We start from the raw sequence: 20,163 nt of genomic DNA, 5'->3' as shown, positions 1-20,163 counted from the left end.
AGTGGGGCGGATCACTCAGTTGTTGCCATGGGTTCCGGCCATGGCGATCGTCTGGAGCTGACTCGAGAACGGTGCCGACTACTCCGGATATGGCCTCTACCGAATAGGATGCGGTTGGCGTTAGGAAGGAGTGGGGGTAACGGAAGCAAGAGAAGCCCGCGTGTCTTCATAGCGTCACTCGGGCGCCGGGCGTAAACTCGTTCGCCTTCTTCGAACATTGTCGACGTTACAACGATATGAAAATTAGCCCCCTGCCTCCCCTGAACAGCTTGGTAGCCTTCGAGTCGGCGGCCCGGCACCTCAGCTTCACGCTGGCTGCCGACGAGCTGCACGTGACGCAGGGTGCGATCAGCCGACAGGTGCGAAGCCTTGAGAACTACCTTGGCAAGCCGCTTTTCGAGCGCGCTAATCGCAGCGTCAAACTAACGGCCATGGGATATCGCTACTCCCAGGCGATTCGCCAATCGTTAGTGGATATTGCCGGTATCACCGACGAGGTGCGTAGCTGGCAGGGCATGCATCAGCTCACTGTGGCCACCACCAGTGCCATGGCGTCGCTGTGGTTGCTGCCCAAGATCGCCGAGTTCCAGCGTGAGCACGATGACATCGAACTGCGTATCGTCACCATTGAGCAGCTGCGCGACCTGGCGCGCGTGGAGTGCGACGTCGCGCTTTTCTACTGCCGCACGCCCCCTCCCGCGATGCAGGCCACCACGCTCTTCCACGAGGAGGCCTTCCCGGTGTGCAGCCCCAGCTACCTGGAGAAGTTCGGGCCCTTCTCGGGGCCCGAGGCGCTGCTCGACTGCACCCTGCTGTCGTTGGAGGATGCCGATCAGGACTGGATGAGCTGGAAGCAGTGGTTCACCGAGGTCGACGTGATCGCACGCCCTCCGCGACGCCGGCTGAACATCAACAGCTACTCGATGCTGGTGCAGGCGGCGATGATGGACCAGGGGGTGGCGCTGGGCTGGAGCCAGCTGGTGGACGACTATTTGGAACGAGGCCAGCTGGTGCGGCCAGTAGAGACGGTGTTGCGTACCCCGGCGCGCTTCTACCTGCTCGAGCGCGGCGAGGCGCCGTCGCACCGCCGGGGGGTCAAGGCCTTCCGGGAGTGGTTGCTCGAGACCATCCCTAGGGAAGTGGGCGAGTTGGGATTGATTTGAGTGGGTGAGAGTGGTCGGCGACACATGAGGGGAGCTCTTCCCGACCCGCTTGACGACAAGGACCCGGTGGCTGCCGGGTCCTCGAATACATGCTGTCAGTTCAGCCAGTCCGTCTCCAAGGGATAGCGGGATAAAGGCTCGCAGCCGTGCCGGGTGATCAGCACCTGCTCCTCCAGCTTGACGCCTTCCTGGCCGTTTGGCGCGCCGATATAGCTCTCGACACAGACGGTCATGTGCTCCTCGAACACGCCATCGTAGCCGCTACTCGACCAGTCCGGCCCTGGGTGGGCGATGGCCGGATACTCATCGGCCAGTCCCACGCCGTGGGCCACGCAGCAATAGCGGTTGGGGTGGTACTCGGTGGGAATTGGCCAGCTCTTCTCCGAAAATTCCCGGAAGCCGAGCCCGGGCCGCAGCAGCGCCATGTTGTGCTGGAGCTGCTCATAAGCAAGGAGATACAGACGGCGCTGCGCGTCGCTCGGCGGGACATGGCCGACGGTCCAGGTCCGCGAGATATCTGCACAGTAGCCGTAGGGACCGATCAGATCGGCATCGAAGGCGATCAGCTCGCCCTCCTGCATCACCCGGTCGCTGCACTCCTGCATCCAGGGGTTCGTACGCGGCCCGGAGGCGAGAAGCCGCGTCTCCAGCCATTCACCGCCATGGCGAACGTTCTCGAAGTGTAGCCAGGCCCAGAGCTCGTTTTCCGCCATGCCCGGTCTAAGTTCATCGTGCATGCGCTGGATACCTCGCTCGGCCACGCGGATCGTCCAGCGGATCAGCTCGAGCTCCTCGGCCGATTTGATGGCGCGGGCCTGTTCCATCAGAGGCTGGCCCTGGATCAGGTCGATACTTTCGGCGCTAAGTGCCGCTGCACCTTGCGGATCGAGTCGGTCCACGGCCAGGCGTGGGCGGTCGCTGCCGTGATGGCGCAGCAGGTCGGCGATCTCGGCCGCCCATTGACGCGCCTTCTCTTCGACTCTTGGGCCTGCCCCGAAGTAGCCCCAGTTGATGGCTCCGCGGACCTCATCGATGGTCTCTAGGTGCGCGCAAAGGTGTTCGCAGTTATGGAACTCCCAGAGAATCACCGGACCCTCGGCGAAGATCAGCGCGTAGCGCGAGGGGTTGTGGGCGGTCCAGACCTGCATGTTGGAGGCGTCGGTGGCGTAGCGGATGTTGACCGGATCGTAGAGCAGCATGGCGGATATGCCGTGCCGCCTTAGCTGGTCCCGGACGCGAGTTAGTCGGTAGTGACGTGCCGCCTCCAGGGTGGGCTCAGAGATCGGATCCTTGAGGGGGGGCCTCCCGCGAGGAGGGTGGGGGCGCTTCGGTGGGGCGCATGTCTATACCTCGGCATGGCAGAGCACCGGCCGTCGCCGGGCTCCGCCGTTGGGTTGGGTGACTAGGGCCTCAGGTTTCGAGGATCGGCTCGGCTCGCTCACTGCCGGCCCGTGCCGGCGAGAGATCGGTCCGCCCGCTGTGATGATCCAGGTCGGCGTCAGCGGGACGCGCCTGGGGCGGCAGCATGGCGGCGGCCATGGGTTCCCGGCGCATGGTGCGGTAGAGGCTCAGGGTCATCACCAGGATGAAGACGGCGATCGGTAGTCCGGCGATGATCGAGGCGGTTTGGATCGTCTTGAGGCCGCCGGCATAGAGCAGGGAGCCGGCAATGCAGCCGATCACCAGGCCCCAGATCACGCGGATCGGCTGAGGCGGCTCGGGACTGCCGACGCTGTCCAGGGTGCACAGCACCAAGGTGCCGGAGTCCGCCGAGGTGATGAAGTAGGTGGCCAGCAGCAGCACCGCCAGGATCGACAGCACGCTGCCCAGCAGTCCCGGGTCCAGGGCATCGAAGAGGGTGAACAGCGCCAGGGTGGTGTCCTCCTGGGTGGCCTTCAGCACCTCCCCGCCGGCGAAGTCGACATCGCTCGCTATCGCCCCCTCGGCCACGGCCTGCTCATGGGCCTGCCGCGCCTGTTGCTCCTGGAACAGCGCGCTGCCGCCGAACACCGACATCCAGACGAAGGTCACCAGGGTCGGCACCAGCAGGGCGCCGCCGATCAGCTCGCGGATGGTACGTCCCCGGGAGATGCGGGCGATGAACATGCCGACGAACGGTGCCCAGGTCATCCACCAGGGCCAGTAGAAGGCGGTCCACCAGTTCTGCCAGCCGCTGTCGGCGTTGGCGTCGCTCCACAGGCTCATGCCGATCAGGTGGTCGGCGTAGTCGCCGGTGCTCTGCAGCAGAGTGTTGAGGATGTAGCGGGTGGGGCCGATGGCCAGCACGATAGCGACGATGACCAGCGACAGAAGCATGTTCCACTCGGAGAGGCGGCGGATGCCGCGGCCCACTCCGGACATCACCGAGGCGATGGCGAAGAGCGTGATCACGGCGATCATGGTCAGCTGGACGCCGATGCCGTTCTCCACGCCGAAGACGTTGTGGAGGCCGCTATTCATCTGGATCACCCCCAGGCCCAGCGACTGGGAGACGCCGAAGGCGGTGATCGCCACGGTGAGGATGTCCACGGTATGGCCGATGGGGCCGTAGATGCGCTCGCCGATGAAGGGGTAGAGAATCGAGCGCAGGGTCAGCGGCAGTCCCTTGCGGTAGGAGAAGTAGGCCAGCGCGAGGGCCACGATGATGAACATCGCCCAGGGATGCAGGCCCCAGTGGAAGAAGGTCAGGCGCATCGCCACGCTGGCGGCCGCATCGCTCATACCGTCGGTGAAGGGGTTGTCGGCGTAGTGCCACATCGGCTCGGCCACCGACCAGAAGATCAGGCCGATGCCCATGCCGCCAGAGAACAGCATGCTGACCCAGGAGACGAAGCTGAACTCGGGACGCTCGTCGTCCTTGCCCAGGCGGATATGGCCGAAGCGGCTGATCATCAGGTAGAGCAGGAAGGCCAGCACGCTGCTGACCAGTCCGAGATAGAACCACTTGGCATTGTCGAGGACGACCGTCGACACCTCCTGGAAGATGATGCCGGCCCGTTCGGCGAGCACGGCGCAGAAGATCACGAAGCCGATGACCAGCACCTTCGAGGCGATGGTCACCGTTGGGTTGAGGCCCTTGAACAGGCCATTGGATGAGCGCATGGCGTCTCTCTCGCGTTGTTATTGGACAGTCGGACGTCGGGGATGGGCCGGGTGGCCCGCTGCGCAGACTGGGCGGTGCGCGAGGGGCGAGCAAACCATTTTTTGTCATCAACGAATGAGTTTTTGTCATTCCAAGGAGGGGCGAAAAAGCCAGAAGCAATCACGCTGAATCAAAGGATAAGGCGACATTTTGCAGTTATCCATTCGTCTAATAGATGATTTTTTATCATGAATTGATGCTGAATCATCGATTGTCGCCGTGTCGCGGCGCTCCCAGACTGCCTCCACCAGCCGGAACCCCCGGTAGGGCCATAACAGACCAAGACTCGCCCCTGTCCCGTGAGGAGGCCAAGATGACCGACCTGACCCAATCCCTGATTCCCGCCCAGCAGCTCGACGACGTGCTCGCTCCTATCGCCGAGGCCACCGGCATGCCCAACGCCGCCTATGTTAGCGATGCCTTCTTCGCCGCCGAGCGCGACCGCCTGATGGCCAGTACCTGGGCCTGCGTGGGCTTCGCCAGTGATCTGGTCAAGAACGGCTACGTCAAGCCGGTTGACTTCATGGGCCTGCCGCTGGTGATGATGCGCAACAAGGACGGCGAGACGCAGGTCTTCCATAACGTCTGCAGCCACCGCGGCATGCAACTGATCGCCGAGGAAGGCGAGGTACAGGGGGTGATCCGCTGCCCCTACCACTCCTGGACCTATGATCTCGACGGCAACCTCAAGGGCACTCCGCACATCGGTGGCGTCGGCCAGCACAAGGTCGAGGGCTTCAAGTGCGAGAAGCACGGCCTCAAGCCGGTACGCAGCGCGGTGTGGATGGACATGGTGTTCATCAATCTGGACGGCCAGGCTCCCGACTTCGCCGACCACGTGGCGCCCCTGGAGAACCGCTGGCGCGACTTCATCGGTGCCGAGGGCTTCGGCCTGCTGCGTCGCGTCAACATGGGCGGCAACCTGGAGATCACCGTCAACTGCAACTGGAAGCTGGCGGTGGAAAACTACTGCGAGAGCTATCACCTGCCTTGGGTACACCCCAGCCTGAACAGCTACTCGCGCCTCGAGGATCACTACAACATCCAGTTCGGCGAGCATTTCTCCGGCCAGGGCAGCCTGGCCTACCGGCTGTCCAACGTGGCCGGGACCCGGTTGCCGAAGTTCCCGTCCTGGCCCCAGGACAAGCTCGAGCACGCCGAGTACATCTCCTTCTTCCCCAACGTGCTGCTGGGGATCCAGGCCGACCACGCCTTCGCCATGATGCTGGAGCCGGTCTCCGCCAACCAGACTGTCGAACACCTGCGGGTCTACTACGTGGGCGACGAGGCGACCCAGGACGCCTATGCCGCCTGCCGCACCTCGACCCTGGAGTCCTGGCGGGTGGTGTTCGGCGAGGACATCGGCGCCGTGGAAGGCATGCAGCGCGGTCGTAAGTCGCCGGGCTTCCAGGGCGGCGTCTTCTCGCCGGTGCTGGATCACCCGACTCACTTCTTCCACCAGTGGGTGGCGCGTCGCGTGCGCGGCGATGTCGAGGCCGCTTGAACCTCAAGCCTGTTGCGAGAATGTCTGGTCAGAAACGTTGCTAACTGGAGAGCCCCGATGAGCACGCTCGATCGCTACTACAACTATATCGACGGCGCCTGGGTCGGCGCCGATGGCTACCTAGCCGTCGATGACCCGGCCACCGGTGAAGTCTATGCCGAGATCGCCGAGGCCAGCCTGGCCGATGCCGATGCGGCCATGTCCGCGGCCCGGCGCTGCGTGACCTCCGGCGCGCTGAGCTCGGTGCGCCCGGCCCAACGCGTGACCTGGCTGCTGGCCATCGCCGAGGAAATCAAGGCGTTGACCGAAGAGGCTGCTCTGGTGCTGTGCCGAGAGAACGGCAAGTCCCTGGACGTTGCCCGCGGCGAGTTCGAGGAGTCCGCCCGCTACTTCGAGTACTACGCCGGCATGGCCGACAAGATCGAGGGTACCTCGATCCCGCTGGGCGACGACTACGTCGACTTCACCAGCTATGAACCCATGGGCGTCTCGGTGCAGATCGTACCCTGGAACTTTCCGCCGTCGATCTGTGCCCGTTCGCTGGCCCCGGCCCTGGCCGCCGGCAATGCCGTGGTGATCAAGTCGCCGGAGATCTCGCCGCTGGCGATGACCTTCCTGATGACCGCCTGCGAACGCGCCGGCCTGCCGAAGGGCGCCGTCAATCTGCTGTGCGGCAAGGGATCGGTGGTCGGCGCCCACCTGATCAAGCACCGTGATGCCAACCAGATCGTCTTCACCGGTTCGGTGCCTACCGGTCAGCGTATTCTGCGCGACGCCGCCGAGCGCGCCACGCCGAGCGTTATGGAGTTGGGTGGCAAGTCTGCGGCCATCGTCCATGCCGATGCCGACATCGATCAGGTGCTCGAGAGCATCCAGGCGGGGATCTTCTTCAACGCCGGTCAGGTCTGTTCGGCCATGTCGCGACTGCTGGTGCATCGCTCGCGCTATGACGAGGTCGTCGACCGGGCCCGGGCCCTGGCGGAAGGCCTGACCATCGGCGCCGGCATCGACGAGCCCGACCTCACCCCGCTGGTATCGAAGGATCAGCTCGAGCAGGTCGAGGCCATGTGTCGCCGCGCTATCGAGGCCGGGGCGACCTGCGTGACCGGCGGCGAACGTGTCTCGGGCACCAACGGCTACTTCATGCAGCCGACCCTGTTCACCGACGTCGCCGCGGACAGCGAGATCTTCCAGGAAGAGGTCTTCGGTCCGGTGCTGGTGATCCATCCCTTCGATACCGAGGACGAGGCCGTCGCGCTCGCCAACGGCACCGAATTCGGTCTGGTGGCCGGCGTCTTCGATGAAAACCTGAATCGTGCCCTGCGTACTGCCCGGCGGCTGCGTGGTGGCCAGGTGTTCATCAACGAGTGGTTCGCCGGCGGCGTCGAAACGCCCTTCGGCGGGGTGGGACTCTCCGGCTTCGGCCGCGAGAAAGGGCAGGAGGCGCTCTACAGCTACGTCCAGACTCGCAACATCGCCGTACGCATCAAGGGCGCGTGAAGGAGGTTCAGATGAAGAAGTGGCTGTGCATCATCTGCGGTCTCGTTTACGACGAGGCCGAAGGCTGGCCGAGTGATGGCATTCCTCCCGGCACCCGCTGGGAGGATGTCCCGGACGACTGGATCTGCCCGGACTGCGGCGTGGGCAAGGAAGATTTCGAGATGCTCGAGATCACCGATGACGCGCCCGCTCAGACTCCGGCAGCGGGTCCCGCCCCGCTGGCCGATGCGGTGGCCGCTAACGCATCGGCCACCGTAGCGCCGACCGCCGCAACGCCGGTCGGGCCGCTGGTCATCATCGGCAGTGGCCATGCCGGCTATGGTCTGGCCGAGGCGGTACGCGGCCGTGACGCCGAGCGCGAGATCCACGTGGTGACTGCCGACGATGGCGGCTTGTATTCCAAGCCGGCGCTGTCCAACGCCTTTGCCCTGGGCAAGGATGCCGAGGCGTTGCTCGACGAATCGGCGCTGTCGATCGAGCGCCGCCTGAACATTCGGGTGCATGCCTTCTGCCCGGTGCAGCGCATCGACGCCGAGGCCAAGCGCCTCGTCACCCGACTCGGCGAACTGGACTACGGCCAGCTCGTGCTCGCCACTGGGGCGAGCCCGATTCGCATCCCGGTGGAGGGCGAGGCAGGCGCGCTGCTCTCGGTCAACGATCGCGGCGACTATGCCGCCATGCGCGAGCGCCTCGACACCCTCGGCCGTGCGGCTCGGGTGGTGATCATCGGCGACGGCCTGATCGGTTGCGAGTTCGCCAATGATCTGGCCCAGGCGGGCCACAAGATCGAGGTAGTGGGGCTGGCCGAGCGCCCGCTGTCGCGGCTGCTGCCGGAGGCGGGCAGCGCGGTGCTGCGCGAGGCTCTCGCGGCGCAGGGCGTAGGCTGGCACCTGTCGCGCTCGGTGGCCAGCGTCGCCGCCGAGGAGGTTGGCTATCGACTGACCCTGACCGACCGCAGCGAGCTCGCGGCGGACCTGGTCGTCAGCGCCGTGGGGCTCGCGCCCAACACCGCGCTTGCCAGCGCGGCCGGTATCGACTGCGGTCGGGGCATTCGCGTCGATGATCATCTCATGACGTCGCTCCCAGGCGTCTATGCCCTGGGCGACGCTGTGGAGATCGGCGGCCAGCTGCTGCCTTACCTGGCACCGATCAACGCCGGCTTGCGCGCCCTGGCGGCGACGCTCACGGGCACCCCGACGGCGGTCAGCTATCCGGTGATGCCGGTGATGGTGAAGACGCCAGCGGCGCCAATCTGCGTGGTGGTGCCCTCGGCCGAGGTCGATGCGAACTGGCATTGTACGGCCACTTCCGATGGCATCGAGGCGGGTGCCTATGATGCTGGTGGCCGGCTGCTGGGCTTCGCCCTGGTGGGGGAGGCGGCCATGGCAGGGCGCAGCGATTGGGTGAAGGCCTGCGGCCAAGATCAGGCCGCCTGAGGCGGCCGTACACGCGGCGCCCATCGGGCGCCGCCTTCTTTAGAGCCACCGGCCTGGCCGGTGATGACGTCGCGTTTTGGCGCGGCGGGGGTGAAGAATGTCACAAGCAATCCTTCCTCGTGACGACAAGTGCAATGGTTGGTATCAGGTGCTCGATGACCCAAGGCCGGCTCCTCGACTGACTACTTGCGAGAGCGTCGACTGGCTGGTGATCGGTGCCGGCTTCACCGGCTTGGCCGCGGCCCGCCGCGTCGCCGAGCTGCGGCCCGGCGATCGAGTGGTGGTGCTGGAGGCCTTACGGGTGGGGCAAGGGGCCTCAGGTCGCAATACCGGTTTCGTCATCGACCTGCCCCACAAGCGCGACCTCGAGGGCGACGACCTGGCCCGCAAGCAGAAGCTGCTGTCGCTCAACCGCGGTGCGGTAGACGATCTGGAGACCCTGGTTCGGCGCCACGGCATCGAATGCGGCTGGTCCCGGGCGGGCAAGTACCAGGGCGCGGTGGGCGAGCGCGGCCTCAAGTACCTCGACCACTACGAGCGCTTGCTCAAGGAATTCGACTACCCCTACCGGCGCCTGGAGCGCGACGAGCTGGCGCCGATCCTCGGCACCCAGCACTACGCTTCGGCCATCTATACCGCCAACACTGCCCTGATGCAGCCCGCCGCCCTGGTGCGTGGGCTTGGCGAGAGTCTGCCGGGCAACGCCGAGCTCTACGAGCACACGCCGGTAGTGAGTCTGACCCACTCGGGTAGGCAATGGTGCGCCACTACGCCGGAGGGCGAGGTACGTGCCACCAACCTGCTTTTGGGCTCTAACATCTACTCTCAGGAGTTCGGTTTCCTCAGGCACCGCATGCTGCCGGTGATGACGTTCGCCAGCATGACCCGGGCGCTGACAGACGACGAGATGGCGCTGTTCTCCACCGCGCCTCACCATTTCGGGCTGACGCCCGCCGACCATGCCGGCACCACGCTGCGACTGACTCCGGATCGGCGGCTGATCATCCGCAACCAGTACCGCTTCGTGCCGCGCTATCACGATGATCTGGCCGAGCGGACTCGCATCCGTCGGGGACATCGCGAGTCCTTCGAGGCGCGCTACCCAACGCTGGCCCACGTGCCCTTCGCTGCCACCTGGGGTGGGGCTTGCGGTCTGTCGCGCAACTACACGGCCTTCTTCGGCAAGGTCGGTGACAACGCCTGGATGTCCGGTGTCCACCAGAGCGTCGGCGCGGCACGAGGCACCATCTCCGGCAAGTTGCTGGCGGAACTGGCCACCGGCCAGGACTCTAGTCAGCTCGCCGACATGTTGGCGGTGTCCGGCAAGCCGGCGCTCAACCCCCCGGAGCCCTTTTTGAGCCTCGGCGTGAAGACCCGGATGAAGCAGGCTGCCTGGGCCAGCCGCAGCGAACTCTAGGCTGAAACGGTCTGCGCTCGGCAATACGGCGTGAAAAATCGACTCAAGCTGCTCATTTACGGCTAGTAAGCGCAGCGCTCTTTTCGATTTTTGCCTTCGCTCGACAACGTATCAGAGACCGCACCAGCAGAGTGGCGGAAACGCTGACGCCTATCCGACCTGCGCTCATTTTGATCAGATCCAAACAAGGACCACCATGAGTGATATCCCCATCCGCGCCATCAAGTTCGATCATCGCGATACCTCCTTCCGCCACCGTGGAGGTCCGCCGGGGCACGCCGAGATCGGCCGTACCGTGGACACCGCCCTGAGCGAGACCATGGGCGCCGGCTTTGCCCGCTGGGAGGGTGCCGAAGTGACCTGGACGGTGCTTTACGACGAGGTGATCTTCGTCATCGAGGGCGAGCTCGAGGTCACCGCCGCCGGCGAGACTCATCGCATTGCGCCCGGGCAGATGCTTTGGATTCCCGAGGGCACCGAGCTGGTCTATGGTGGCCAGGCGCTGTTCGGCTATGCCCTCTATCCGGGCAACTGGAAGGCACTGCACGGGATGGAGTAAACCCGCCACCGATGGCGATACCTGGGATAAGGTCCCTCGACAAGGATCGCCTGAATGCCTTTCAAAGGTGCGTGCCACTTTGGATCGTGGACGAGAGGAAAGTCGCCATTCTCGCCCGGCCGGATAGTCACGCAACTTATCGATGGGGAGATGGTGAGGTACGGCACTATGTCTGCCGCTTCTGCGGTATTGCACCGCTGCGTCGTGCTCGCCTGGCCCCGGAACGTTACATTTTAAATTTGCGTTGTCTCGAGGGCGTCGATACCGAGTCCTTGATCATCATCCCCTACCCGAGGCGGAATCTGAACTGGACAGGCCGACGCATGCCGGGAAGTGTCCGAGCCGGGCCGGGCATACCGGATTGTCGGGGCTCGTTGCGCCATGACCGGGGGTAAGGCAGAAGTACAGCACTGTCGGTTACCTCGAGTCCCAGGTGATCGGCGATATCGTCGATCAGTACGAGAAGCATCTGCACTTCCTGCCTCTGGTTCGCTAGACACGACGGCCATGAGGGAGCCACGGCCGCCTGCGCTTGCGTCCCGCATACTGCCGATTCGACCCGTGAGTGGTGAATCGTCAGGTCGGCTGCTTACTGGCGGGTGCGCAAGTACTCGCGTGCCACGCCAGCCAGGAAGGTGCTGCCTGGTGAAAGCAGGTCGTCGTTAAAGTCGTAATGGGGCTGATGCAGGTCAGGGCTATCGGGCCGGTCACCGTTGCCGATCCAGCAATAGGCGCCGGGCTTGGCTTCAAGGAAGACGCCCATGTCCTCGGCGGCCAGGCTGATGGGATGGTCGACGAGGCGCTCCGGCCCCCACTGGGCCTCGACGACCGAGCGACACAGTGCGGCACAGTCGGGGTCATTGGCCACCGCGGGCGTTGAAGGCGAGTAGTGCAGCCTGGCGTCACACCCCGTGGCGAGTGCGATGCCCTCGGCGACCTGGCGGATTCGGGTCTCCAGTGTCTGCCTGACCTCGGGAGTGAAGCTGCGCGTGTCCCCCTTGACGGTGGCCGATGCCGGAATGATGTTGCTCGCATGCCCGCTGTGGATGCTGCCGGCGCTGATCACTGCGACGTCCCTGGGATTCACGTTGCGGCTGACGATCTGGTGGACGGCGGTGATGAAGAGCCCGGCGGCCACGACGGGGTCGGCGCTCAGATGCGGCATGGCACCGTGTCCGCCCTTGGCGTGAAACTCGACCTCGAACTCGTCGCTGGAAGCCATGTGCGGCAGGTCATGCACCACGAAATGGCCCGCACTGACGCCGGGCCAGTTATGCAAGCCGAAGATGGCCTCGACGGGGAACCTGTCGAAGAGTCCATCGGCGAGCATGTCCGGCGCGCCGGTGCCGAGCTCTTCGGCCGGCTGAACGATCAACACCACCTGGCCCCGCTCGGGGCGATGCCGAATGAGGTTCATGGCCGCCCCCACGAGCATCGTGGCATGGCCATCATGGCCACAGGCATGCATGGCGCCGTCGTTCGCCGAACGGTAGGGCTTGACCTGATCCTCGGTCATCGGCAGGGCATCCATATCGGCGCGCAGCGCGACGCCTATCCCGGGCGCTTCGCCGTGAATGACGGCGACCAGCCCATGCCCACCGATGCCTTCGTGAAGTTCATCGACGCCGGCTTCCCTTAATGCGGCGGCCATTCGCCGGGCGGTCTCGCGCTCCTGCCCCGAGACCTCGGGATGGCGGTGTAGCTCCCGTCGCAGGGCCGTTAGCGTGGCGAGCTCGTGCTCCTTCATGGGGGCGTGTCTCCTGCAGAGGTAAGTGGTGGCGTTGGCTGTCCACCCGCCCGGGTGGCGGGCCTTATCGGTCCGCCGGGGCCTGGCGGCTCACGCCCCGGAACCGACCATGCCGGCTTGGGGCGTGCGTCGGTCGGCCTCAGGCGGGCCGTGTGACGTAGCGCGTTTCCAGATAGGCCTCGAGCCCCTCGCGGCCGAGCTCGCGGCCGATGCCGCTACCCTTCATGCCGCCCCAGCCGAGCCCCGGTGGGGCGATCTGGTCGGTGTTGCACCAGACGTTGCCGGCGACGATTCGCACGGCCAGCGCCTCGGCACGCTCGGCGGTGCCGGCAACCACGCTGGCGGCCAGGCCGAAGGCGCTGTCGTTGGCCAGTGCCACCGCTTCATCGTCGTCGCGGAAGGTCCGCGCGCACAGCACCGGGCCGAACACCTCCTCGCGCCACAGCCGGCTCGAGGTCGGCACATCGCGGAACACCCGCGGGGCGACGAAGTGGCCGTGGGTGGGCAGGGCGAGCGGCGGGGCGGTAGGCACGAGGCCTTCTTCCTCGGCCTCCGCCAGGTAGGCGTTCACCCGGCGGCGCTGGCCGGCGCTGACCAGCGGGCCCAGGGTGGTGGCCGGGTCGTGCGGATCGCCGGCGACGAGTTCGGCCACGGCGGCATCCAGATGTGCGTGCAGGGCATCGGCTACGGTCTCGTGGACCAGCAGCCGCGAGGTGGCCGAGCACATCTGGCCGGCGTTGTAGCAGAAGCCACCCAGCACCAGCGAGGCGGCGAGGTCCAGGTCGGTGTCCTCGGTGACGAGGATCGGCGACTTGCCGCCGAGCTCCAGCGAGACGTTGCGGGTGCCCCGGGTCGCCGCGGCCATCACCGCCTCGCCGACCCGGTTGCTGCCGGTGAAGGACAGCTTGTCGATGCCCGGATGGGCGGCGAGCGGCGCCCCGACGTTGCCGCCGTCGCCGTGGACCAGGTTGAAGACGCCGGGCGGCAGCGCGATCTCCTCGGCGATCTCGGCCAGCGCCTGTTCGGGCAGCGGGGTGACCTCGGAGGGCTTGAACACCACCGTGCAGCCGGCGGCCAGCGCCGGGGCCAGCTTCCAGGCGCTGCTGACCAGCGGGAAGTTCCAGGGCGTGATCAACCCGGCCACACCGGCCGGGTCCCGGTAGCGGCGCGACACCAGGCCCGCCGCATCGGTGGCCACGGTCTCGCCCTGGCGCTCGTCCAGCGCTCGAGCCTCGCCGGCGTAGAAGCGGTAGCAGGCGATGGCGTCGGACAGGTCCTGCTCGGCCTCGGCCAGCGGCTTGCCGTTGTTGCGGCTGGACAGCGCCGCGAGTGCGGCGCGGCGCCGTGCTAGGGCGTCGGCGAGGGCGTCCAGGGTATCGCCGCGTGCGGCGCCGCCGAGGGCATGCCAGCCGGGCAGGGCGCGCCGGGCGGCGCTGACGGCGGCGTCGACGTCCTGCGGCGAGCCGGCGGTGACCTCGGCGATTACCGTCTCGTGATAGGGATCGCCGACCGGCAGGCGACGGTGGCCGTGGCTCTCCCTCCAGCGGCCGTCGATGAAGTGATGGGTCAGTGCTTGCATGGGGCGCTCTCGGCTCGGCGAAGGGGGAGGCGGCGGCGGCGCGTCGGCTGCATGCCGGGGAAGTGACGCTCCACCTGGCGCAGCACCAGGGTCAGCACCACGGTCATGGCCAGGTAGATGCCGGCGATCAGCATCAGCGGCTCGTAGACCAGGAAGGTCTCGTCGCGAATGATGTTGGCGGCCTGCAGCAGGTCCATCAGGGCGATGGTGGAGACCAGCGGCACCGACTTGAGCAGCAGGATCATCTCGCCGGTCAGGGTCGGCAGACAGCGCTGGACGGCGCGCGGCAGCCACAGCCGGGCGAATACCTGGAAGGGCGACATGCCGAAGGCACGGCCGGCCTCGCGCTCGCCCGGGGGCACGCTGGCCAGGGCGCCGCGCAGCACCTCGCCGGAGTAGGCGCCGACGCTGAGGGTGAAGGTCAGGGCGCCGTAGAAGAACGGATCGCGCAGCAGTGGCCAGATCGCACTGTCCTGCACGCCCGGAATGCCCTCCAGCAGCCGTCCGACGCCGTAGTAGAAGAAGAACAGCTGCACCAGCAGCGGGGTGCCGCGCATCACGATGGTGAAGCCCTTGGCCAGCATGGCCAGTGGTCGCGGACCCTTGAGGCGTGCCATGGCCACCGCCACGGCCAGTGTCATGCCGGCCACGGCGGAGACCGCCAGCAGCCACAGGGTATTGACGAACCCTTCGATCAGATATTCCTGATAGAACGGGTCCTGCAGCCAGGAAAAATCCATGTCAGGCCTCCTCGCCGGTCGGCTGTCCGCGGCGCACGCGCCGCTCGAGGCGCGTGAACAGCGCCGTGGAGGTCAGCGTCATGGCCAGGTAGATGACCCCGGCGGCGGCGTAGAACAGGAAGTGGGCGCGGGTGCTGGCCGCGGCCTGCTGGATGGTGAAGAACAGCTCGCTGAAGCCGATCACGCTGATCAGCGCGGTGTCCTTGATCAGGATCAGCCACAGGTTGGACATTCCGGGCAGGGCAATGGGCAGCATGGCCGGGACCACGATGCGGTGGAAGCGGTCCCAGGCGGAGAAGCCGAAGGCATCGGCGGCCTCGAGCTGACCGCGGGGGATCGCCAGGATGGCGCCGCGCAGTACCTCGGTCATGTAGGCGCCCTGGACGAAGGCCAGCACGCCCACGGCGGTGACGAAGCCGTTGATGGCCACCTGACCGGGCAGTCCCATGGCGTTGGTCAGGGCGGTGAGCGCCTGAGAGCCGGCGTAGTAGAGCAGGATGATCAGCAAAAGCTCGGGGACCGCCCGCACCGCGGTGGAATAGACGGTGGCCAGGCCGCGCAGCGGGGCCCAGGGGCTGAGCCTGGCACTGGCGCCGAGCAGCCCCAGCACCAGGCCGATGGCATAGGCCAGCACGGCGATCTCGAGGGTCGTGAGCGCCCCCTGGAGAATCGGGCCGGCCCAGTCGAGCAGTCCCTCTTGGGATACGTTGTTCATGCGAGAGTCGCGTCCTTGATGAGACAGGGCGAGGCCGGCAGGCGAAGGGCATTGCCTGCCGGACGAGCGTCGTCGAGGACCGGGATCAGGTGCAGATATCGGTGCCGAAGTACTTCTCGGAAAGCGTGCCGCAGGTGCCGTTCTCCCGGACCTCGGCAATGGCCGCGTTGAGTTCGTCCCTCAGGGCGTCGTCGCCCTGGCGCAGGCCGAGGCCGATACCATCACCGAAAGCGTCGTGGCGGGGGGCGATGCCCTTGACTTCGTAGCCCTCGGCCGCGTCACGCTCGAGGAATTCGACCATGGCGATCTCGTCGGCCAGGATCACGTCCAGGCGGCCGGACAGCAGGTCGCGGTTGACCTGTTCGGCCTGGTCGTAGAGGCGGATGTCGTCGACGCTGTCGCGCAGGGCGCGGCGTGCGTAGGTGGCCTGGGTGGTCGCGGCCTGTACGCCGAGCACGTAGTCGCCGAGCCCGTCGGGAATCTCGAGGTCGAGATCCTCGGCGGCCACGTAGGCGCTGCCCGAGAAGTAATAGGGATCACTGAAGTCGATGACCCGCTGGCGTGCCTCGGTGATCGACATGGAGTTCATGATCATGTCGATGCGCCCGGCCTTGAGCGAGGGAATGATGCCGCTCCAGCCGGTGGGGGTGATCTCACAGGAGCGCGAAATGGCGTCGCAGAGGGCCATGCCCAGCTCGACCTCGAAGCCGGTCCACTCGCCGTCGGAGGACGTGTAGGTGAAGGGCGGATAGGGTTCGGCGGAGATGCCGATCTTCAGCGGTTCGCCGGCCTGGGCGGTGGCGGAGAGGCCGAGGGCGGCCGCGGCGGTCAGGGCGATCAGGGGACGGTTCATGCAGTTCTCCTTGGTATTGTCGTGTCGGGAGGGAAGGGCCGGTCGGTCAGGCGGCCGGGGCGACGAAGCGTCGACAGCGCGGGTCCCGGCTCTCCTCGAAGACCTGGCGCGGTGAGCCGGCCTCGCCGACGAAGCCGCGGTCGAGGAACACCACCTGGTCGGAGACCTCGCGGGCGAAGGCCATCTCATGGGTCACCATCACCATGGTGCGGCCCTCGGCGGCCAGGTCGCGGATCACGCCGAGCACCTCGCTGACCCGTTCGGGGTCGAGCGCCGAGGTGGGCTCGTCGAACAGCAACAGGCGCGGCTCCATCGCCAGCGCCCGGGCGATGGCCACGCGCTGCTGCTGGCCGCCGGACAGGAAGGCCGGGTAGCCGTCGCGCTTGTCGGCCATGCCGACCCGCTCCAGGTAGTGCTCGGCACGTTCGATGGCGCGACGCTTGGAGAGGCCCTGGACGCGCATCGGCGCCTCGGTGACGTTGCCCAGCACCGTGAGGTGGGGCCAGAGGTTGAACTGCTGGAAGACCATGCTGACCTTGGCGCGCAGCCGCTGCAGCTGGCGCCGGTCGAGGCCGACGATGTCGCCCTGGGGATTGCGGTCGAAGCGGATCGTCTCATCCGCAATCGCCAGATCGCCCTGGTCGGGCCGCTCCAGCAGGTTGAGGCAGCGCAGCAGGGTGCTCTTGCCCGAGCCGCTGGCGCCGATGATCGAAGTGACGCTGCCCTCGGGCACTTCCAGGGACACGTCGCGCAGCACCTCGAGGTCGCCGTAGCGCTTGACGAGGTGATGGACCTCCACCGCCAGGCGGTGGGAGGCATCGGGGGAGAGAGCTTGGCTCGATGATGTCATAGGCAACTCACTCGGTGGTGGAAAGGGAGCCGGCGCGGGCCCGCTCGGCGACGCGAGCCAGGCGCTGGCAGGCGTCGTTCAGACGGGCGACGTCGACGGTCAGGCTCAGGCGCACGAAGCCGGCGGCGGAGGGGCCGAAGGCCTCGCCGGACAGCACCGAGACGCCCTGCTCGTCGAGCAGGCGGTCGGCGAAGGCCTTGGACGACAGCCCGGTGGCGCGGATATCGATCATCAGGAACATGCCGGCCGCGGGCGTGATGACCTCCAGCGCCGGGCAGCCGGCGAGGGCGGCGACCACGGCGTCGCGGCGGCCACGATAGGTCTCGCGCATGGCGTCGAGTTCGGGCAGGGGCTCGCGCAGGGCGTGGCGGGCGGCGTCCTGGATGAAATCCGGGCAGCCGTAGAGCATGCACAGCGCCAGGTGGCTCAGATGCTCGATCAGGGGGGCCGGGCCCAGCACCCAGCCCAGTCGCCAGCCGGTCATGGCATGCGACTTGGAGAGGCTGTCGATCACCACGGTGCGGCTGGCCATGTCGGGGAGGCTCGCGGCGCAGACGTGTTTGCCCTCGAAGATCAGCTCGGCATAGACCTCGTCGGAGATCAGCCACAGGTCGTGACGCCGGCACAGCGCGGCGATGTCCGCCCAGGCCGCGGCGTCGATCAGCTGTCCGGTGGGGTTGTGGGGGCTGTTGAGCAGGATCGCCCGGGTGCGCGGGGTGATGGCCGCCTCGAGATCGGCCACGTCCAGGCGGAAGCCGGCGTCGCCGCGCAGGGGGATGTGCACCATGCGCGCGCCGGTGGACTGCAGCACCGCCTCGTAGGTGACGTAGCTCGGCTCGGGGACGATCACCTCATCGCCCGGATCGAGCAGGCACTGGGCGGCGGCGTAGAGCCCGCACTGGGCGCCGGACATCACGATCAGCCGTTCCGGCGTGACCTCCAGGCCGCGGGCGCGGTAGCGCTCGGCGATGGCCTCGCGCAGGGCGAGTTTACCCTGCACGTCGGGGTAGTGGGTGGCGCCGGCGCGCAGGCTTTTCACCGCGCCCTCGACGATCGGCGCCGGGGTGTCGAAGTCCGGGTCACCCACCGACAGCACGGTGATGTCCTCGCCGGCGGCCCGGCGGGCCAAAGCGCGGTTATGGATGTCCCAGGCGGCGGCGCCCTCGCCGGCGATCCGCTCGGTCAGTCGGGAATAACGCATCGATGTCTCGCTCTGTCGGGTCAGCGGGAGGCGTGAGCCTGGGTGGCGTCATCGGGCAGGCGGCGGAGTTCGGCTTGCCAGGCGCGGTCGGTGCCGCCGGGGCTCTCGGCCCAGGCCTCGTACTGGCGGGCGACGTGCTCGGCCATGTCCGGCGACGCCTCGAGCAGTGGCTGGCCGGTGGCCTGGGCGGCCAGCTGGGCCCGACAGCTGCGCTCGAGATCGCGCATGCGCAGGAAGGCGTCGCCGACGCTTGTGCCGCAGGCCAGCAGGCCGTGCTGGCGCAGGATCATCGCCGAGTGAGGGCCGAGGTCGGCGGCCAGGCGCGCTCTCTCGTCGAGATCCAGGGCGATGCCCTCGTAGTCGTGATAGGCGAGCCGCTCGTGGAACTGCAGCGCCCACTGATTAAGCGGCAACAGCCCCTCGGCGAGGCTCGATACCGCGACCCCGGCCACGGTGTGGGTGTGCAGCACGCAGGCCACCTCGGGGCGGGCCGCGTGCAGGGCGCTGTGAATGGTGAAGCCGGCGGGATTGATGCCGAGGCCGGTGGGGTCGTCGAGCACCTCGCCGGAGGCATCGACGATCACCAGGTTGTCCTCGCGGACCTCCTCGAAGCGCAGCCCGAAGGCGTTGAGCAGGAAGCGCTCGCCCGGCAGGCGCGCGGAGATATGGGTGGAGATGCCGTCGTCCATGCCGTCCAGGGCGATCAGTCGATAGGCGGCGGCCAGGTCGCGGCGGATCTCGCGCTCGGGCTGGGCGGCGTTCACAGGCCGGCCTCCACGGCGCTCAGGGCGTCCTCGCCGTCGCGGGTAGTGACGCCTTCGAGGAAGCTGGCCACGCGCTCGGGGTTGTCGACCAGCCAGTCGTGGGCGACATCCTCGAGATCGCGTTCCTTGAGGCTGTATTCGAGGATGAACTCGCTCTGCTCCTCCGCGGAGAGCTCGAACTGGTCGAGCAGACGGGCCAGGTTGGGATTGGCCTCGGCATAGTCCCTGGCGACGATGGTCTTGACGTCGCTGCGGCCGCCGTCGGCGCCGAAGATATCGGCCGAGTCGTCGAGGATGTGCACGTCGTATTCGGGCACCATCCAGTGCGGTGTCCAGCCGTAGAAGAGGATCCAGCGCTGCTGCTCCACGGCGCCATTGACCTCGCTGAGCATGCCCGGCGTCGAGGAGGCCATGAGTTCCCAGCCCTCGAGCCCGTGGGTGTTGCTGTCGATGGCGCCGTCGATCATGTCGGTGATCGTCGAGCCGCTCTCGATGCTGTAGACGGTCCGCTCGAAGCGCTCGGCGATGGCCGGGTCGGCGAGCTGTTCGGCGCGGGTGATGCCGGCCTCGTAGACGTAGTCGGGCACCGCGAAGCCCATGCGGGCGCCGTTGACGTTGTTGCCCAGGTCGACGATGGCATCGGCCTCCATGGCGGCGTCGTAGCTCTCCTGCTGGGCGGGCATCCAGCCGGCCAGGAAGGCATCGCTGTCGCCGCTCTGCAGGGTGCTATAGCCCACCGTCGAGCTGATTTCCAGGGTCTCGGTGGTATAGCCCAGCGGCTCGATCAGCTGGGAGAAGATCTCGCTCTTCACGGTCACGCCGGGCCAGGGCGGCACGACCAGGCGAAGGCGGTCGTCGCGGTCGTTCGACAGTGCCGGGCCGGCCAGGGTCAGGCCGGCGATCAGGCTCAGGGTCGTGGTCTGCGTCTTCATGTTTCGACGTCTCCTTGTGGAGTGGGCCGGCTCGGGCCGGCCATGGAAAGGGGAGGACGAA

General features: G+C 67.0%; 17 protein-coding genes and 1 pseudogene. 7 read left to right on the top strand and 11 right to left on the bottom strand.

The features are described 5' to 3' along the window. The first annotated feature begins 236 nt into the window (after nucleotides 1–236). Nucleotides 237–1,163, top strand: a complete 927-nt coding sequence (locus tag UYS_RS0211430; protein WP_016855646.1) for a LysR substrate-binding domain-containing protein — start codon at nucleotides 237–239, stop codon at nucleotides 1,161–1,163. A gap of 95 nt (nucleotides 1,164–1,258) precedes the next feature. On the opposite strand, the gene UYS_RS0211425 is transcribed toward UYS_RS0211430, so the two are convergent. Continuing rightward, nucleotides 1,259–2,431: a M24 family metallopeptidase gene (locus UYS_RS0211425; RefSeq protein ID WP_272943088.1), complete on the bottom strand. Its 1,173-nt coding sequence runs from the start codon at nucleotides 2,429–2,431 to the stop codon at nucleotides 1,259–1,261. A gap of 142 nt (nucleotides 2,432–2,573) precedes the next feature. Continuing rightward, nucleotides 2,574–4,265 carry a BCCT family transporter gene (locus UYS_RS0211420; protein WP_016855644.1) on the bottom strand — a complete coding sequence of 564 codons (1,692 nt, stop codon included), beginning with the start codon at nucleotides 4,263–4,265 and terminating at the stop codon, nucleotides 2,574–2,576. A 353-nt stretch (nucleotides 4,266–4,618) separates the two neighbouring features. Between UYS_RS0211420 and UYS_RS0211415 the strand changes: the two genes are divergently transcribed. The 6 genes and pseudogenes from UYS_RS0211415 to UYS_RS0211395 all read left to right on the top strand — a co-directional run bounded on the left by UYS_RS0211415 (nucleotide 4,619) and on the right by UYS_RS0211395 (nucleotide 10,721). Next, on the top strand, nucleotides 4,619–5,809 hold the full coding sequence (locus UYS_RS0211415) for an aromatic ring-hydroxylating oxygenase subunit alpha (RefSeq protein ID WP_016855643.1): 1,191 nt from the start codon (nucleotides 4,619–4,621) through the stop codon (nucleotides 5,807–5,809). A 57-nt stretch (nucleotides 5,810–5,866) separates the two neighbouring features. Beyond that, a complete protein-coding gene (locus UYS_RS0211410; protein ID WP_016855642.1) occupies nucleotides 5,867–7,309 on the top strand; it encodes an aldehyde dehydrogenase family protein in 1,443 nt (480 codons plus the stop codon). Nucleotides 7,310–7,320: 11 nt separating this feature from the next. After that, a pseudogene (locus UYS_RS19020) lies at nucleotides 7,321–7,482 on the top strand (rubredoxin); the annotation flags it as partial. Next, complete coding sequence (locus UYS_RS0211405; RefSeq protein WP_237738461.1) at nucleotides 7,471–8,745, top strand: FAD-dependent oxidoreductase; 1,275 nt, start codon at nucleotides 7,471–7,473, stop codon at nucleotides 8,743–8,745. The pseudogene UYS_RS19020 and the gene UYS_RS0211405, both read left to right, overlap by 12 nt. Before the next feature lie 97 nt (nucleotides 8,746–8,842). Continuing rightward, entirely contained in the window at nucleotides 8,843–10,162 is a 1,320-nt protein-coding gene (locus tag UYS_RS0211400) for an NAD(P)/FAD-dependent oxidoreductase (RefSeq protein WP_026068510.1), read from the top strand. A 196-nt stretch (nucleotides 10,163–10,358) separates the two neighbouring features. Next, nucleotides 10,359–10,721, top strand: coding sequence for a cupin domain-containing protein (locus tag UYS_RS0211395; protein WP_016855639.1), 363 nt, complete (start codon nucleotides 10,359–10,361; stop codon nucleotides 10,719–10,721). 589 nt (nucleotides 10,722–11,310) lie between these two features. Here the strand turns inward: UYS_RS0211395 and UYS_RS0211390 are convergent. The 9 genes from UYS_RS0211390 to UYS_RS0211350 form a co-directional block, all read right to left on the bottom strand. Beyond that, a complete protein-coding gene (locus tag UYS_RS0211390; RefSeq protein WP_016855638.1) occupies nucleotides 11,311–12,468 on the bottom strand; it encodes a M20 metallopeptidase family protein in 1,158 nt (385 codons plus the stop codon). Between the two features lie 139 nt (nucleotides 12,469–12,607). Next, nucleotides 12,608–14,047, bottom strand: a complete 1,440-nt coding sequence (locus UYS_RS0211385) for an aldehyde dehydrogenase family protein (RefSeq protein ID WP_016855637.1) — start codon at nucleotides 14,045–14,047, stop codon at nucleotides 12,608–12,610. Then, a complete protein-coding gene (locus UYS_RS0211380; protein ID WP_016855636.1) occupies nucleotides 14,035–14,787 on the bottom strand; it encodes an ABC transporter permease in 753 nt (250 codons plus the stop codon). Before UYS_RS0211380 ends, UYS_RS0211385 begins: the two co-directional genes overlap by 13 nt. 1 nt (nucleotide 14,788) lies before the next feature. After that, the gene (locus UYS_RS0211375; RefSeq protein ID WP_016855635.1) at nucleotides 14,789–15,502 is read right to left on the bottom strand and encodes an ABC transporter permease; all 714 of its coding nucleotides are present in this window, start codon (nucleotides 15,500–15,502) and stop codon (nucleotides 14,789–14,791) included. A gap of 85 nt (nucleotides 15,503–15,587) precedes the next feature. Beyond that, nucleotides 15,588–16,355 (bottom strand): transporter substrate-binding domain-containing protein, encoded by a 768-nt coding sequence (locus UYS_RS0211370; RefSeq protein ID WP_016855634.1) that lies wholly within the window; start codon nucleotides 16,353–16,355, stop codon nucleotides 15,588–15,590. Between the two features lie 46 nt (nucleotides 16,356–16,401). Beyond that, nucleotides 16,402–17,205: an ABC transporter ATP-binding protein gene (locus UYS_RS0211365; RefSeq protein ID WP_016855633.1), complete on the bottom strand. Its 804-nt coding sequence runs from the start codon at nucleotides 17,203–17,205 to the stop codon at nucleotides 16,402–16,404. A 7-nt stretch (nucleotides 17,206–17,212) separates the two neighbouring features. Beyond that, complete coding sequence (locus tag UYS_RS0211360) at nucleotides 17,213–18,406, bottom strand: pyridoxal phosphate-dependent aminotransferase (RefSeq protein ID WP_016855632.1); 1,194 nt, start codon at nucleotides 18,404–18,406, stop codon at nucleotides 17,213–17,215. A 20-nt stretch (nucleotides 18,407–18,426) separates the two neighbouring features. Beyond that, a complete protein-coding gene (locus UYS_RS0211355; RefSeq protein WP_016855631.1) occupies nucleotides 18,427–19,170 on the bottom strand; it encodes a class II aldolase/adducin family protein in 744 nt (247 codons plus the stop codon). Then, nucleotides 19,167–20,102: an ABC transporter substrate-binding protein gene (locus UYS_RS0211350; RefSeq protein ID WP_016855630.1), complete on the bottom strand. Its 936-nt coding sequence runs from the start codon at nucleotides 20,100–20,102 to the stop codon at nucleotides 19,167–19,169. Before UYS_RS0211350 ends, UYS_RS0211355 begins: the two co-directional genes overlap by 4 nt. Nucleotides 20,103–20,163 lie beyond the last annotated feature (61 nt).

The sequence above is a fragment of the Halomonas smyrnensis AAD6 genome (assembly GCF_000265245.1).
In the GTDB taxonomy this organism is placed as follows: Bacteria; Pseudomonadota; Gammaproteobacteria; order Pseudomonadales; family Halomonadaceae; genus Halomonas; species Halomonas smyrnensis.
This window is presented reverse-complemented; position numbering and strand designations above follow the sequence as displayed.

What these genes read in the sequence shown, in the direction of transcription:
- UYS_RS0211430 (WP_016855646.1), top strand. Translation starts at nt 237, where the DNA reads ATGAAAATTAGCCCCCTGCCTCCCCTGAACAGCTTGGTAGCCTTCGAG.
- UYS_RS0211420 (WP_016855644.1), bottom strand. Translation starts at nt 4,265, where the DNA reads ATGCGCTCATCCAATGGCCTGTTCAAGGGCCTCAACCCAACGGTGACC.
- UYS_RS0211415 (WP_016855643.1), top strand. Translation starts at nt 4,619, where the DNA reads ATGACCGACCTGACCCAATCCCTGATTCCCGCCCAGCAGCTCGACGAC.
- UYS_RS0211410 (WP_016855642.1), top strand. Translation starts at nt 5,867, where the DNA reads ATGAGCACGCTCGATCGCTACTACAACTATATCGACGGCGCCTGGGTC.
- UYS_RS0211405 (WP_237738461.1), top strand. Translation starts at nt 7,471, where the DNA reads ATGCTCGAGATCACCGATGACGCGCCCGCTCAGACTCCGGCAGCGGGT.
- UYS_RS0211400 (WP_026068510.1), top strand. Translation starts at nt 8,843, where the DNA reads ATGTCACAAGCAATCCTTCCTCGTGACGACAAGTGCAATGGTTGGTAT.
- UYS_RS0211395 (WP_016855639.1), top strand. Translation starts at nt 10,359, where the DNA reads ATGAGTGATATCCCCATCCGCGCCATCAAGTTCGATCATCGCGATACC.
- UYS_RS0211390 (WP_016855638.1), bottom strand. Translation starts at nt 12,468, where the DNA reads ATGAAGGAGCACGAGCTCGCCACGCTAACGGCCCTGCGACGGGAGCTA.
- UYS_RS0211385 (WP_016855637.1), bottom strand. Translation starts at nt 14,047, where the DNA reads ATGCAAGCACTGACCCATCACTTCATCGACGGCCGCTGGAGGGAGAGC.
- UYS_RS0211380 (WP_016855636.1), bottom strand. Translation starts at nt 14,787, where the DNA reads ATGGATTTTTCCTGGCTGCAGGACCCGTTCTATCAGGAATATCTGATC.
- UYS_RS0211375 (WP_016855635.1), bottom strand. Translation starts at nt 15,502, where the DNA reads ATGAACAACGTATCCCAAGAGGGACTGCTCGACTGGGCCGGCCCGATT.
- UYS_RS0211370 (WP_016855634.1), bottom strand. Translation starts at nt 16,355, where the DNA reads ATGAACCGTCCCCTGATCGCCCTGACCGCCGCGGCCGCCCTCGGCCTC.
- UYS_RS0211365 (WP_016855633.1), bottom strand. Translation starts at nt 17,205, where the DNA reads ATGACATCATCGAGCCAAGCTCTCTCCCCCGATGCCTCCCACCGCCTG.
- UYS_RS0211360 (WP_016855632.1), bottom strand. Translation starts at nt 18,406, where the DNA reads ATGCGTTATTCCCGACTGACCGAGCGGATCGCCGGCGAGGGCGCCGCC.
- UYS_RS0211350 (WP_016855630.1), bottom strand. Translation starts at nt 20,102, where the DNA reads ATGAAGACGCAGACCACGACCCTGAGCCTGATCGCCGGCCTGACCCTG.